The sequence below is a fragment of the Aquihabitans sp. G128 genome, from assembly GCF_019048865.1.
Taxonomy (GTDB): domain Bacteria; phylum Actinomycetota; class Acidimicrobiia; order Acidimicrobiales; family Iamiaceae; genus Aquihabitans.
This window is the reverse complement of sequence record NZ_CP077604.1, coordinates 3772090-3785502: the sequence shown is the minus strand read 5'-3', so window position 1 is coordinate 3785502 and position 13413 is coordinate 3772090. Positions and strand designations below refer to the sequence as shown.

Annotated in this window: 10 protein-coding genes and 1 pseudogene; 4 read left to right on the top strand and 7 right to left on the bottom strand. The window is 71.8% G+C overall.

Annotated features, from left to right (window positions below; translation table 11 throughout):
• Positions 1-4: 4 nt before the first annotated feature.
• Entirely contained in the window at positions 5-3601 is a 3597-nt protein-coding gene (locus KSP35_RS18180) for a DNA-directed RNA polymerase subunit beta (RefSeq protein WP_216997200.1), read from the bottom strand.
• Between the two features lie 273 nt (positions 3602-3874).
• A complete protein-coding gene (locus KSP35_RS18175) occupies positions 3875-4165 on the bottom strand; it encodes an EthD family reductase (RefSeq protein ID WP_216997199.1) in 291 nt (96 codons plus the stop codon).
• Positions 4166-4242: 77 nt separating this feature from the next.
• On the opposite strand from KSP35_RS18175, the pseudogene KSP35_RS26135 reads away from it, so the two are divergent.
• Positions 4243-5066 (top strand): annotated as a pseudogene (locus KSP35_RS26135) (TrmH family RNA methyltransferase).
• Positions 5067-5077: 11 nt separating this feature from the next.
• Here the strand turns inward: KSP35_RS26135 and KSP35_RS18165 are convergent.
• Complete coding sequence (locus KSP35_RS18165; RefSeq protein ID WP_216997197.1) at positions 5078-5323, bottom strand: hypothetical protein; 246 nt, start codon at positions 5321-5323, stop codon at positions 5078-5080.
• Between the two features lie 60 nt (positions 5324-5383).
• On the opposite strand from KSP35_RS18165, the gene KSP35_RS18160 reads away from it, so the two are divergent.
• Both KSP35_RS18160 and KSP35_RS18155 read left to right on the top strand, forming a co-directional pair.
• Positions 5384-6865, top strand: a complete 1482-nt coding sequence (locus tag KSP35_RS18160; RefSeq protein WP_216997196.1) for a PLP-dependent aminotransferase family protein — start codon at positions 5384-5386, stop codon at positions 6863-6865.
• A 321-nt stretch (positions 6866-7186) separates the two neighbouring features.
• A complete protein-coding gene (locus tag KSP35_RS18155; protein WP_216997195.1) occupies positions 7187-7588 on the top strand; it encodes a hypothetical protein in 402 nt (133 codons plus the stop codon).
• A gap of 12 nt (positions 7589-7600) precedes the next feature.
• Here KSP35_RS18155 and KSP35_RS18150 read toward each other — a convergent pair whose 3' ends face one another.
• Positions 7601-7897 (bottom strand): hypothetical protein, encoded by a 297-nt coding sequence (locus KSP35_RS18150; RefSeq protein ID WP_216997194.1) that lies wholly within the window; start codon positions 7895-7897, stop codon positions 7601-7603.
• 121 nt (positions 7898-8018) lie between these two features.
• Here KSP35_RS18150 and ileS point away from each other — a divergent pair, with 121 nt between their 5' ends.
• On the top strand, positions 8019-11204 hold the full coding sequence (ileS, locus tag KSP35_RS18145; RefSeq protein ID WP_254126840.1) for an isoleucine--tRNA ligase: 3186 nt from the start codon (positions 8019-8021) through the stop codon (positions 11202-11204).
• 99 nt (positions 11205-11303) lie between these two features.
• On the opposite strand, the gene rplL is transcribed toward ileS, so the two are convergent.
• The 3 genes from rplL to rplA all read right to left on the bottom strand — a co-directional run bounded on the left by rplL (position 11304) and on the right by rplA (position 13363).
• Entirely contained in the window at positions 11304-11684 is a 381-nt protein-coding gene (gene rplL / locus KSP35_RS18140) for a 50S ribosomal protein L7/L12 (RefSeq protein ID WP_254126839.1), read from the bottom strand.
• Between the two features lie 2 nt (positions 11685-11686).
• A complete protein-coding gene (rplJ, locus tag KSP35_RS18135; RefSeq protein WP_216997192.1) occupies positions 11687-12394 on the bottom strand; it encodes a 50S ribosomal protein L10 in 708 nt (235 codons plus the stop codon).
• Between the two features lie 264 nt (positions 12395-12658).
• Complete coding sequence (gene rplA, locus KSP35_RS18130; protein ID WP_216997191.1) at positions 12659-13363, bottom strand: 50S ribosomal protein L1; 705 nt, start codon at positions 13361-13363, stop codon at positions 12659-12661.
• Positions 13364-13413 lie beyond the last annotated feature (50 nt).

The following is a 13413-nucleotide window of genomic DNA, read 5'->3' as shown; positions in this document are numbered from 1 at the left end:
TGGTTCAGGACTGACCAGCGCGGCGGCGCTCGTCTTCTTCGTCGGAGCCGCGCTCCGGCCGGGACAGGTCGATGCCGAGCTCCTCGGCGGTGCGGAACACGTCTTCGTCGAGCTCGCGCATCTCGATCTCGTTGCCGTCCACGGCCAGGACCTCGACGTTGAGGCAGAGGGCCTGCATCTCCTTGATGAGCACCTTGAAGGACTCGGGGATGCCGGGCTCGGGGATGTTCTCGCCCTTGACGATGGCCTCGTAGACCTTCACGCGGCCGAGCACGTCGTCGGACTTGATGGTGAGCAGCTCCTGCAGGCAGTACGCCGCGCCGTAGGCCTCGAGGGCCCACACCTCCATCTCGCCGAAGCGCTGGCCGCCGAACTGCGCCTTCCCGCCCAGCGGCTGCTGGGTGATCATGGAGTAGGGGCCGGTGGAACGGGCGTGGATCTTGTCGTCCACGAGGTGGGCCAGCTTCAGGATGTACATGTACCCGACGGTGATCGGGTTGTCGTACGCCTCGCCGGTGCGGCCGTTGTAGAGCGTGGTCTTGCCGTTGCTCTGGATCAGGCGGCCGCCGTCGCCGTACTCGGGGTACGGGGACTCCGGGGTGAGGTCGGTGAGGATCTGCTGGATGGTGGGGTGCTTCTTGGCCGCCGCGGTCTCGTCCCAGAAGGCGCCGTCGAACACCGGGGTGGCGATCAGCTGCGCCGGCGGGGTGGCCGGACGGGTCTTGGTCTCGTTGCGGACGGCGGTGTCGCCGACCTTGCCGGTCTTCTCGGTGTCCCAGCCCCAACGGGCGGCGTAGCCGAGGTGGACCTCCATGACCTGGCCCACGTTCATGCGGGACGGGACGCCCAGGGGGCTGAGGATGATGTCGACGGGGCTGCCGTCGGCCATGAACGGCATGTCCTCGATGGGGAGGATCCGGGAGATGACGCCCTTGTTGCCGTGGCGGCCGGCGAGCTTGTCGCCCACGCTGATCTTGCGGCGCTGGCCGACGTAGACCTTCACCAGCTGGTTGACGCCGGGGGGCAGCTCGTGGCCGTCCTCCCGGGTCTGGACCCGCACGTCGATGACCTTGCCGGTCTCGCCGTGGGGCACCTTCAGGGAGGTGTCGCGGACCTCACGGGCCTTCTCGCCGAAGATGGCGCGCAGCAGGCGCTCCTCGGGGGTGAGCTCGGTCTCGCCCTTGGGCGTGACCTTGCCGACCAGCACGTCGCCCGCCTCGACCTCGGCGCCGATGCGGATGATCCCGCGCTCGTCGAGGTCGGCGAGGATGTCCTCGCTCAGGTTGGGGATGTCCCGGGTGATCTCCTCCGGGCCCAGCTTGGTGTCCCGGGCATCGATCTCGTGCTCCTTGATGTGGATCGACGTGAGCACGTCGTCCTTCACCAGGCGCTGCGAGAGGATGATGGCGTCCTCGAAGTTGTAGCCCTCCCAGGGCATGAAGGCCACGAGGAGGTTCTTGCCGAGGGCCAGCTCGCCGTTGTCGGTGCTGGGGCCGTGGGCGAGGATGTCGCCCTTGGCCACCTTCTGGCCGGCATCGACGATCGGGCGCTGGTTGATGCACGTGTCCTGGTTGGACCGGTTGAACTTGTTGAGCTTGTAGACCTTCTTGCCCTCGGTCTTGTACTGCACCGTGATCAGGGTGCCGTCGACCTCGGTGATCTCGCCGTCATCGGTGGCGATGATCATGTCGGCGGCGTCGCGGGCCGCCCGGGCCTCGATGCCGGTGCCGATGTAGGGCGCCTCGGCCCGCACCAGCGGCACGGCCTGCTTCTGCATGTTGGCGCCCATCAGGGCCCGGTTGGCGTCGTCGTGCTCGAGGAACGGGATGAGGGCGGTGCCCACCGAGACGATCTGGCGGGGCGAGACGTCCATGAGCTGGACCTCGGCGCCGGGCACGTACTGGATGTCGGTGGTGGCGCCGAAGAAGATGTCCCGCTCCAGCTGGAGGCGGAGGTCCTCGAGGGAGGCGGCCTGCGGCGAGCGCCGCACGAGCACGCGCTCCTCGGCGAAGGAGCCGTCGGCGTTCACCGGCGTGTTGGCCTGGGCGACGACGTACTCCTCCTCGGTGTCGGCCGCGAGGTACATGATCTCGTCGGTGACCTTGCCGTCGATGACCCGGCGGTACGGCGACTCGATGAAGCCGAACTCGTTCACCCGGGCGTAGCTGGCGAGGCCGCCGATCAGGCCGATGTTCGGGCCTTCCGGAGTCTCGATCGGGCACATGCGGCCGTAGTGGCTGAAGTGCACGTCTCGGACCTCGAAGCCGGCCCGCTCACGGGAGAGGCCACCCGGGCCGAGCGCCGAGAGGCGGCGGCGGTGGGTGAGGCCGGACAGGGGGTTCACCTGGTCCATGAACTGCGACAGCTGGGAGGTCCCGAAGAACTCCTTGATGGCGGCCACGACCGGGCGGATGTTGATGAGCGTCTGCGGCGTGATGGCCTCGACGTCCTGGGTGGTCATGCGCTCGCGCACCACCCGCTCCATGCGGGACAGGCCGATGCGGACCTGGTTCTGGATCAGCTCGCCGACCGAGCGGATGCGGCGGTTGGCGAAGTGGTCCTGGTCGTCCAGGCGGTAGCCGGGCGTGGCCTGCACGAGGTGCAGGAGGTAGGTCATCGACGCGAGGACCTCGCAGCGGCTGAGCACGGGCTGGCCGGGCTCGGGGCGGTCGAGGTCGAGCATCGGGAACAGCTCGGAGATCTTCTCGATCTCGCCACCGAGCTTGCGGTCGAGCTTGTAGCGGCCGACGCGGCTGAGGTCGTAGCGGCGGGACTCGAAGAAGGCGTTGCGGAAGTAGGCCTTGGCCGACTCCACCGACGGGGGCTCGCCCGGGCGGGCCCGCTTGTAGATCTCCACCAGGGCTTCGTCCTGGGTGGTGGCGACGTCGCGCTCCTTCTCCCACTGCCCCTCGAGGAAGTCGAAGTGGCGCACGAAGGCGTCGATGAAGCCGGGGGCGTTCTCCTCGTCGTAGCCGAGGGCCCGCAGCAGCACGAAGATGCCGAGGCGGCGCTTGCGGGCCACGCGGGTGCCGGCGGTGACGTCCTTGCCGGGCTTCTGCTCGACGTCGAACTCGATCCACTCGCCGCGGTAGGGGTGGATGGTGCCGGTGACGAGCTGGTGCTTGGCCAGGTTCCGCAGGCGGAAGCGCTCACCGGGCTGGAAGATCACGCCCGGGGACCGGACGAGCTGCGACACGACGGCGCGCTCGGTGCCGTTGATGACGAAGGTGCCCTTCGTGGTCATCTTGGGGAAGTCCCCCATGAAGACCGTCTGCTCCTTGATCTCGCCGGTGTTGGCGTTGATGAAGCGAGCCCGCACGAAGATCGGGGCCGAGTAGGTCATGTCCCGTTCCTTGCACTCCTCGACGGAGAACTTGGGCGTGGGACGGAGGTCCTCGTCGTTGGTGTCGAACTCCAGCTCCAGCTGGAGCGTCTCGGTGAAGTCCTTGATCGGGCTGATGTCGCGGAACGTGTCCGCGAGGCCCTGGTTCAGGAACCAGTCGAAGGACTCGCGCTGGATGGCGATGAGGTCCGGCAGGGGCAGGGCTTCGTCGAGGTTCGCGAACGAATAACGATCCCGGATGGTCGAGCGGGAGGACAAGGACGGCTCCTCAGCAGTGGTTGATCACGCGTGGCAGCTCGTGGCGGGACGCGTCGCTTCGATCAACCATTTCTGAAGGACGACAAGCAGCACCACGGCAACGGGCGATCCTAGGGGGACCAGCGGCGCGATGCCAACCTCGTTCCGCAGAACGCGGGACCGGGGTGTCGAATTGGGGGTGACGGTAAACCGCCGACCCCGTCAGGTCAAGGACTTCCGCCGCCGATCGGCCCACCCGGGCGAGGGGGCCACGGGTGGGCGACCGGGCGGTGCCTAGGGGGTGACGATCTCGCTGGTCTGCATGACCGGCGTGATGGTCGTGTAGTTGGCCACGTCGGCCAGCACGTCACCCGTCCCGGGGACGCCCATGGCCGCCCCCATCGCTTCGACGGAGTCGAAGGTGAAGTGCACCGCGGCCACGTAGGGACCGTCGACGCCCTTGTCGATCTCGGCCGGGGCGCCGCCCCAGGTCGACGACGCCAGCGGCACGTGGTGGTCGCGGTAGTAGTCGTGGTCGAAGGAGGCCCCGTCGGTGGCCGGGTAGAAGACGCTCAGTCGGATCATGGCGGCAACCTAGGCCGACCGCCCGGAGCCCGCCGGCCTGGCCGGGCGGGGCCGCCGGTGGGCCAGACTCGGCGGCCATGGATGGATGGATCCCGGTCGACGATCCGGGCGACGAGCGGATCGCGGAGTTCCTGGGGCTGCGCGACGCCGACCTGCGACGTCGGCGGGAGTCGCCGGGCGGCGACCTGGCCGGCATCTTCATCGTGGAGGGCGACGTCGTGGTGGAACGGGCGCTGCGGGCCGGGTACCGCCTGCGGTCGGTGCTCATCGACGCCAGCCGGTCCCAGCCTCTGCCCGAGGCGATCCCCGCCGACGCGCCGGTCTTCGCCGCCGGCCCCGACCTCGTGCTGCGCATCACGGGGATGGGCGTGCACCGGGGCGTCATGGCGTCGTTCGACCGCCGACCCGTGCCCGGAGCCGCCGAGGTGCTGGCCGGCGCCACGCGCGCGTCGTCCTCGAGAACGTCAACAACCCGACCAACCTCGGCGTCATCGCCCGCAGCGCCGCCGGCCTGGGCGCCGACGCCCTGATCCTCGACCCCTCGTGCTGCGACCCGCTGTACCGCCGCGCCTCGCGGGTGGCCATGGGCGAGGTCTTCGCCCTCCCCTACGCCTACGCCGAGCGGTTCCCGTCCGGCCTGGACGTGGTGACCGACGCCGGGTTCTCGCTGCTCGCCCTCACGCCCGACGCATCGGCCGAGAGCATCGACGACCTCACCCTCGGGCCCGACGAGAAGGTGGCGCTGGTGCTCGGGGCCGAGGGCCCGGGCCTGCGCGCCGAGACCATGGACCGGGTGGGCCGACGGGTGCGCATCCCCATCCACGGCCAGGTCGACTCGCTCAACGTGGCGGCCGCCGCCGCCATCGCCTGCTACGTCCTGGGTCGGGGGCGACCCGGCTGAGCAAGGGCGGGCTACCAGCCGCGCACGGCGGCGGCGTGCCCGGGGGTGCCGTCCTCGGACCACGGGCGGCCGGCCACGGGGTCGACCGCTGGGGCCGGGGCGGGCGGCGCCTCGGCAGCGGCCGACCACACCAGCAGGGTCTCGCAGAAGCAGCGCAGGACCACCCGAGGACCGGTGGGGCCGGGCTCCACCGCCTCGACGCGGCGGGGGCCGAGGAGGGTGCGGCGGGCGCAGGTGGGGCACCAGGGGGCGAACATGGCTCCATCGTGGCCATCAGGGCCTGCCGTTGCACGGGCCAATGTGGCAGCATTGGCTCCATGCCGAGCAAGCCAATCAGCGGGCCAATCTCCGCGGCGACCAGGACGGTGGGCGGGCCGATCGGCCCGGTGGTGGCCGACGAGCGGTTGGTGGGCCTGCTGGGCGACTGGAGCGAGCAGGGCCACGGCGGCCTGGCTCGCCGCCTGGCCCAAGCCCTGCGGGGTGCCATCACGGGCGGCGTCCTCCCCGGCGGCACCCGGCTCCCGCCCGAGCGGCAGCTGGCCGCCCTGCTGTCGGTCAGCCGCAGCACGGTCACCGCCGCGCTCGACGAGCTGCGGGCCGAGGACCTGCTGGCGTCGCGGCAGGGGGCGGGCACCGAGGTGATCGGTCGGGCCGACCCCGGGTCGACGGGCGATCGGGTGGGCTCGCACTTCGCCAGCCGGGCCACCGGCATCGACCTCGCCGCGGTCGTCCCCACCGACGGCAGCCACCTGCCCCCGATGGTGGTGCGCACCGAGGACCTGCTGGCCGCGCGGGGCCAGCTCGAGCCCCACGGCCTGGTGTCGCTCCGCGAGGCGCTGGCCCAGCGCCACACCGCCCTGGGCCGGCTCACCGAGCCCGACCAGATCGAGGTCACCCACGGGGCCCACCACGCCATCGCGGTGATCATCGACGCCCTGGTGGCGCCCGGGAGCACGGTGGCGCTCGAGGACCCCTCGTACCCCGGCGTGCTCGACGTGCTGGACCACCGCCGGGCCCGGGCCGTGGCGGTGCGCTCCGACCGCGGCGGGCCCGACCCGGAGGCCCTGGCCGACGTGCTGCGTCGGGAGCGCCCGGTGCTCGTCTACCTGCAGACCGGGGTCCACAACCCCACCGGCCGGGTGGTGGGCCCGGCCCGGCGCCGGGCCCTGGCCCAGGTGCTCGACGACCACGGCGACGCGATCCTGGTCGAGGACAACACGCTGGCCGACCTGGCCTTCGACAGCGGCACCCGCCCGCCCGGCTTCGACGCCCTGTGCCGGGTTGCCCCGGTCGTCAGCGTCGAGTCGCTCAGCAAGGTGGCGTGGGCTGCGCTGCGGATCGGTTGGCTCCGGGCGTCCGGCACGGTGGCCGACCGCATCGCCCGGGTGCGGGTGGCCAACGACCTCGGCCCGTCGGTCCCGTCGCAGCTGCTGGCCCTCCAGCTGCTCCCCCACCTCGACGCCATGGCGGCCCGGCGTCGCTCCAGCCTGGAGCAGGCCGTCGACGCCGCCGTCGAGCGGTTCCGCGCCGACCTGCCCGACTGGGAGCTGGAGCGGCCCGAGGGCAGCTCCGCCCTGTGGCCGGCGCTCCCCCTCGCCGATGCCACCGCGTACGTCGCCCTCGCCCGCCGCCACGGCGTCCACGTCACCCCGGGCGGCGCCCACGTGGTGGGTGGCGGCGGTGACCCGCACCTGCGACTGTGCGTCGATCGCCCCGCCACCCACGTCGAGGAGGGGATCGACCGCCTGGTGGCTGCGTGGCGCGACCTCACCACCCGCACCGCCCGCACCATCGCCTGAGGGCGCGGGTGCGAGGGCGGCCGGGCCGGGGTAGGCCTGGCCCCGTGACCGACGCCGCGCCCGAGCCGCTCCCCCCTGACCCTGCCCCTGCCCCGACGGCCGAGGTGGCCGAGCTGGAGGCCGAGCTGGCGAGCAGCGACGGCAGCCGGCTGGCCCGGTACTCCAGCCGGGCCGGCACCGCGGTGCGGGTGGTGGCGATGGTGGTGACGGTCACCGGCGTGGCGGCCCTGGGCTTCGGGCTGCTGGCGTTCCGGGGGTCGGCCATCGCCATGGTGGTGGTGGCGGTCCTGTGCCTGCCGGCGATCGCGCTCCCCCCGCTACGTGGCGCGTCGCACCAAGGCCCTCGCCCACGCCGCCGGCCACCCCCGGGAGGTCGCCGCCCAGGCCCGGGACCTGGTGGGCCGGGTGCACCACAGCGCCGAGCTCGAATCGCTGGCCACCCGGCTCTCGCTGCTGCGCAGCGGCCGCCCGCCCCTGGCCGGCACGCCGGAGGCCCAGGGTCGACGGGGGCGGTTCCGCCAGGGCGTCACCCTGGCCCGCTTGGCCAGCACCGTGATCGGCCAGGCCCAGCCCGACGAGGACCGCCACGCCCTGCTGGTGCCCTTCACGCCCGAGCGCCTCGGCCGGACCTGGGCGGCCATCGGCTGGCTGCCGTGGGCCTGGATCGTGGCGGTGCTGGTCCTCGTGGGCTCGGTGCCCACCTTCATGGTCAGCCTGTTCTGACCGCCTCGGGGCTCAGGCCAGGTCGTCGTCGAGCACGCCGTCGAGGGCGCCGGTGCCGCGGAGGACGTGGGCCCCGTCGACCGAGCGCACCAGCGCCGCCTCGCCGGTGAAGCGGCGACCGTCGAGCGCCGTGACGTCGACCTGGTAGCGGCCCTGGGCGATCGGCGCCGGCTCCAGGGCGTAGGCCACCAGCTCCCACTGCGGCACGTCGGTGCCGTCGGTCTCGGCCACCAGCAGGTAGGCGGCCCGGAGGGGCACGGCGACCTGCTCGATGGCGAGGCTGGCGACGTCGAACCGGGCGTGGCGCACGCCCCATCCTCGCGCCGCGCCGGCCGCTCCTCGACCGGCCGGCGCCGCAGGGCCCGGAGCCGGGCCGGTCGAGCCGAACGGCTGGGGGACGGGTTGGGGGTGGTCGGTAGGCTCGGCGACCGTGAGCAACGACGGCCAGCCCCCGTACCCGAAGGTCCCCAGCCGCGCCGACTACCCGGCGATCGAGCGGGCGATCATCGAGCGCTGGGCGGCGGACCGCACCTTCGAGGCCTCGGTCGAGGCCCGGCCGGCCGACGACGAGTACGTCTTCTACGACGGCCCGCCCTTCGCCAACGGCCTCCCCCACTACGGCCACCTGCTCACCGGGTACGTCAAGGACGTGGTCCCGCGGTACCAGACCATGCGGGGCCACCGCGTGAGCCGCCGCTTCGGCTGGGACACCCACGGGCTGCCGGCGGAGATGGCCGTGGAGCAGGAGCTCGGCATCGCCGGCCACAAGGCCATCAACGAGTACGGCATCGACAAGTTCAACGAGGCGTGCCGCACCTCGGTGCTCCGCTACACCGCCGAGTGGGAGCGCTACGTCAACCGGCAGGCCCGGTGGGTGGACTTCACCGACGACTACAAGACCATGGACGCCTCCTACATGGAGAGCGTCATCTGGGCGTTCAAGCAGCTGTGGGACAAGGGCCTCATCTACGAGGCCTACCGCGTGCTGCCCTACAGCTGGGGCGCCGAGACGCCGCTGTCGAACTTCGAGATCCGCCTCGACGACGCCACCCGACCCCGCCAGGACCCCGCGCTCACCGTGGCCTTCGACCTCGACCCCGTCGAGGGCGACCCGGGGCCGCTGCAGATCCTCGCCTGGACCACCACGCCCTGGACCCTGCCGTCGAACCTGGCCCTCGCCGTGGGCCCCGACCTCGACTACGCCGTGGTCGAGCACGACGGCGCCTTCTACGTCCTCGGCCAGGAGACCCTGGCCCACTACGCCGCCGAGCTCGGCGAGGCCACCGTGGTGGGCACCCGCAAGGGCGCCGACCTCGTGGGTCGGACCTACGCGCCGCTCTTCCCGTTCTTCGCCGACAACCCCGACAGCTTCCGCGTGCTCGCCGGCGACTTCCTCGACACCGCCGAGGGCACCGGCGTCGTCCACCTGGCCCCGGGCTTCGGCGAGGACGACCAGCGGGTGTGCAACGCCGCCGGCATCCCGCTGGTGGTGCCGGTCGACGAGAAGGGCCAGTTCACCGAGGAGGTCCCGCCGTGGGCCGGGGTGAACGTCTTCGAGGCCAACCCCGACGTCATCCGCCACCTCAAGGGCGAGGGCCGCGTGCTGCGGCACGAGACCTACGACCACAACTACCCCCACTGCTGGCGCACCGACACGCCGATCATCTACCGCGCCATGTCGTCCTGGTACGTCCGCGTGAGCGAGCTCACCGACGACCTGCTCGAGCACAACCAGGCCATCAACTGGATCCCCGGCCACGTGAAGGACGGGGCCTTCGGCAAGTGGCTGGCCGGCGCCCACGACTGGTCGATCAGCCGCAACCGCTTCTGGGGCTCGCCCATCCCCATCTGGCAGAGCGACGATCCCGAGCACCCGCGGACCGACGTCTACGGCAGCCTCGACGAGCTCGAGGCCGACTTCGGCGTGCGCCCCACCGACCTGCACCGGCCCTTCATCGACGACCTCACCCGCCCCAACCCGGACGACCCCACCGGGAAGAGCACCATGCGCCGGGTGCCGGAGGTGCTCGACTGCTGGTTCGACTCCGGCTCGATGCCGTTCGCCCAGGTGCACTACCCGTTCGAGAACAAGGACTGGTTCGACACCCACGCGCCGGCGGACTACATCGTCGAGTACATCGCCCAGACGCGCGGCTGGTTCTACACGCTGCACGTGCTGTCGGTGGCGCTCTTCGACCGCCCGGCGTTCACGAACGTCAACTGCCACGGCGTGGTGCTCGACGCCGAGGGCCGCAAGCTCTCGAAGAAGCTGCGCAACTACCCGGACCCCGAAGAGGTCATGGAGACCATCGGGTCCGACGCCCTGCGCTGGTACCTCATGAGCTCGCCGATCCTCCGAGGCGGCGACCTCAAGATCGCCGAGGACGGCTCCGGCATCACCGACATGGTGCGGCTGGTCCTCAACCCGATCTGGAACGCCTTCCACTTCTTCACGCTGTACGCCAACGCCGACGGCTACCAGGCCCGCTACCGCACCGATGCCGGCGGCCAGCTCGATCGCTACCTCCTGGCCAAGACCCGTACCCTCGTGGAGGCGGTCACCGCCGCCATGGACGACTACGACCTGGCGGGCGCCTGCAACCAGGTGACCTCCTACCTCGACGCGCTCAACAACTGGTACATCCGCCGCAGCCGCGAGCGGTTCTGGGCCCCCGGCGCGGTCGACGCCGCGAGCGAGGGCACCGCCGCCGACAAGGCCGACGCCTTCGACACGCTCTACACCGTGCTGGTCACGGTCTCGAAGCTCGTCGCCCCGCTGCTGCCGATGCTGGCCGAGGAGATCCACACCGGCCTCACCGGCGAGCGGTCCGTCCACCTGGCCGACTGGCCGGCGGCCGACGACCTGCCCGCCGACCCCGACCTGGTCCGGGCCATGGACGAGGTCCGGGCCGTCTGCTCCACGGGCCTCGGCCTGCGGGAGGACCACAAGCTCCGCAGCCGGCTCCCGCTGCAGTCGCTGGCCATCGCCGGCGAGCACGCCGCCGCCCTCGAGCCCTTCACCGCCCTGATCTCCCAGGAGCTCAACGTGAAGGCCGTGCCCACCTCCGACGACCGCACCGCCTACGGCACCGAGGTCGTCCGGCCCAACCCCCGGGCCCTCGGCCCGCGGCTGGGCAAGGAGGTCCAAGCGGTCCTCAAGGCGGCCAAGGCCGGCGACTGGTCCCGGGCCGACGACGGCTCGGTGGTCGTCGGCGGCCACCAGCTCCTCGACGGCGAGTACGAGCTGGCCCTCCAGACCGCGCCCGACGTCGCCACCGCCCCGGTGCGCTACGTCGACCCCGAAGGCCGCATGGTCGACACCGGCCTGGTGGTGGCGCTCGACACCACCGTCACCCCGGAGCTGCACGCCGAGGGCGTGGCCCGGGACCTGGTGCGCATGGTGCAGCAGGCCCGCAAGGACACCGGCCTCGACGTCACCGACCGCATCAGCCTCACCCTCTCGCTCCCGCCCGAGCAGCGGGCCATGGTCGAGGCCCACCAGGGCACCCTGGCCGACAGCGTGCTGGCCACCGAGGTCCTCTACGTCGACGGCAGCGAGCCCATCGCCGGCACCCTCGACGGGACCGACGTGAGCTTCGCCATCGCCCGGGCCTAGCTCCGCCCGGACGGCCGTGCCCGGACGCGGACCGGCCGCCGCCCCCGAGGGGAGCGACGGCCGGTCCGGACTGCGTGCGGGCGTGGAGCCCGCGCCGTGCTACTTGAGCTCGACGGTGGCGCCAGCCGCCTCGAGGGCGTCCTTGGCCTTGTTGGCGTCGTCCTTCGAGGCCTTCTCGAGGATCGGCTTCGGGGCGTTGTCCACCAGGTCCTTGGCCTCCTTGAGACCGAGGCTGGTGAGGGCACGCACCTCCTTGATGACGTTGATCTTCTTCTCGCCGGCGGCGATGAGGACGACGTCGAACTCGTCCTGCTCTTCGACCTCTTCGGCAGCGGCAGCGCCGCCCCCGCCGGGGCCGGCCACGGCCACCGGAGCGGCCGCGGTGACGCCGAACTTCTCTTCGAAGGCCTTCAGGAGCTCGGAGAGCTCGAGGACCGAGAGGTTGGCGATGGATTCGAGGATGTCTTCTTGGGTGGCCATGTTCAGCTCTCCTGTGCGGTGTCGGCCGAAGCATCGGCCGGGTCGGTTTCGGTGTCGGTGTCGGCGGCCGGGGCGTCAGCCTCGGCGACCGGGGTCTCGTCGGCCGGGGCGTCAGCCTCGGCAGCGGGGGTCTCGTCGGCGGCGGGGGCCTCCTCGGCTGCCGGCGCCGGGGCGTCGGCCGGGGCGCCGGGGGCGCCACCGATGTCGATGAGGGCCTTGAGGCCGTAGGCGAAGTCGCGGGGCAGCGCCTGCAGGAGGCCGGCGAACTGCTGCATGGGGGCAGCGAGCGCTCCGGCGAACTTGGCGAGCAGCACCTCTCGGGGCTCGACGTCGGCCAGGGCCTTGACGCCGTCCTCGGTGAGGGTCTTGTCGCCGAGCAGGCCACCCTTGATGACCAGCGCCGGGTTGGTCTTGGCGAAGTCACGCAGGGCCTTGGCCACGGTGACGGGGTCACCCTGGACGAAGGCGATGGCCGTGGGGCCGGTCAGCAGGTCCTCGATGTCCAAGCCCAGGTCCCGGGCGGCGAAGCGCACCAGGGTGTTCTTGTAGACCTTGTACTCGCCGCCCGCGGCGCGAAGTGCGCTGCGGAGCTCGGCGGTGGCTGCCACGTTGAGCCCCCGGTACTCGGTGAGCACTGCGGCGTCGGCGGCTTCGAACTTGGCTCGGACCTCGTCGACGACTGCGACCTTTTCAGGCCTGGGGTTCTCCATGGGCACCTCCTTCCGTTTCTGTGTTGGGTTCAAAATGCGAACAGGGTGTTCGCACACGGCGAACACCCCACAGAGTCAGACGAAGTTCGTCCGCCTCATCTGGCGGGCCCGGGGGCCCTTTCAGCGCTGGAAGGCGCACCGGAGGTCTTCGGCGTGTGCAGTTGCGGGTGGGACGCTAGCGGCGCACCCACCCGTTCGGCGAAACGCGCTCCCCGTCGCCGCCCGGAGGCGGACGGCGGGGAGCGGCTCCAGCGAGCGGTCCGCTCAGACCTCGAGGTCCGGGCGGAGGCGGTTCTGATCGACCTTGATGCCGGGGCCCATGGTGGACGAGACCGAGATCTTCTTGAGGTAGCGGCCCTTGGCCGAGGCGGGCTTGGCCCGCTGCAGCTCGTCGAGGACGGCCCGGAAGTTCTCCTCCAGGGCGGCCGGCTCGAAGCTGGCCTTGCCCAGCGGCACGTGCACGTTGCCGTAGCGGTCGGTGCGGTACTCGACCTTGCCGCCCTTGAACTCGGCGACGGCGCGGGCCACGTCGGTGGTGACGGTGCCGGTCTTGGGGTTGGGCATGAGGCCACGGGGGCCGAGCACCCGGCCGAGGCGGCCGACGACCGGCATCTGGTCCGGGGTGGCGATGGCCAGGTCGAAGTCGAGCATGCCGCCCTCGACCTCGGCGGCGAGGTCGTCGGAGCCGACGATGTCGGCGCCGGCCTCACGGGCCGCCACGGCGGCGTCGCCCTGGGCGAACACCGCGATGCGGACGTCCTTGCCGGTGCCCTGCGGGAGGGCCACGGTGCCACGCACCATCTGGTCGGCCTTGCGGGGGTCCACCCCGAGGCGCACGACCAGCTCGACGGTCTCGTCGAACTTGGCCGAGGCCAGGCTCTTGACCAGGGTCAGCGACTCGTTCACGCCGTGCAGCGCGTCGTTGTCGTATCGCTTGGTCGCGTTGGAGTACTTCTTGCCCTTCGCCATGTCTGGCTCCCTCACTGGTAAGGCCGCCGGGCGAGGTGGTCCCGGTCGAG

Bases quoted from the DNA above. Each gene is read 5' to 3' on its own strand.
- KSP35_RS18160 (WP_216997196.1), top strand. From the start codon at position 5,384: ATGCCGAGCAAGCCAATCAGCGGGCCAATCTCCGCGGCGACCAGGACG.
- rplJ (WP_216997192.1), bottom strand. From the start codon at position 12,394: ATGGAGAACCCCAGGCCTGAAAAGGTCGCAGTCGTCGACGAGGTCCGA.
- KSP35_RS18175 (WP_216997199.1), bottom strand. From the start codon at position 4,165: ATGATCCGACTGAGCGTCTTCTACCCGGCCACCGACGGGGCCTCCTTC.
- KSP35_RS18165 (WP_216997197.1), bottom strand. From the start codon at position 5,323: ATGTTCGCCCCCTGGTGCCCCACCTGCGCCCGCCGCACCCTCCTCGGC.
- rplA (WP_216997191.1), bottom strand. From the start codon at position 13,363: ATGGCGAAGGGCAAGAAGTACTCCAACGCGACCAAGCGATACGACAAC.
- rplL (WP_254126839.1), bottom strand. From the start codon at position 11,684: ATGGCCACCCAAGAAGACATCCTCGAATCCATCGCCAACCTCTCGGTC.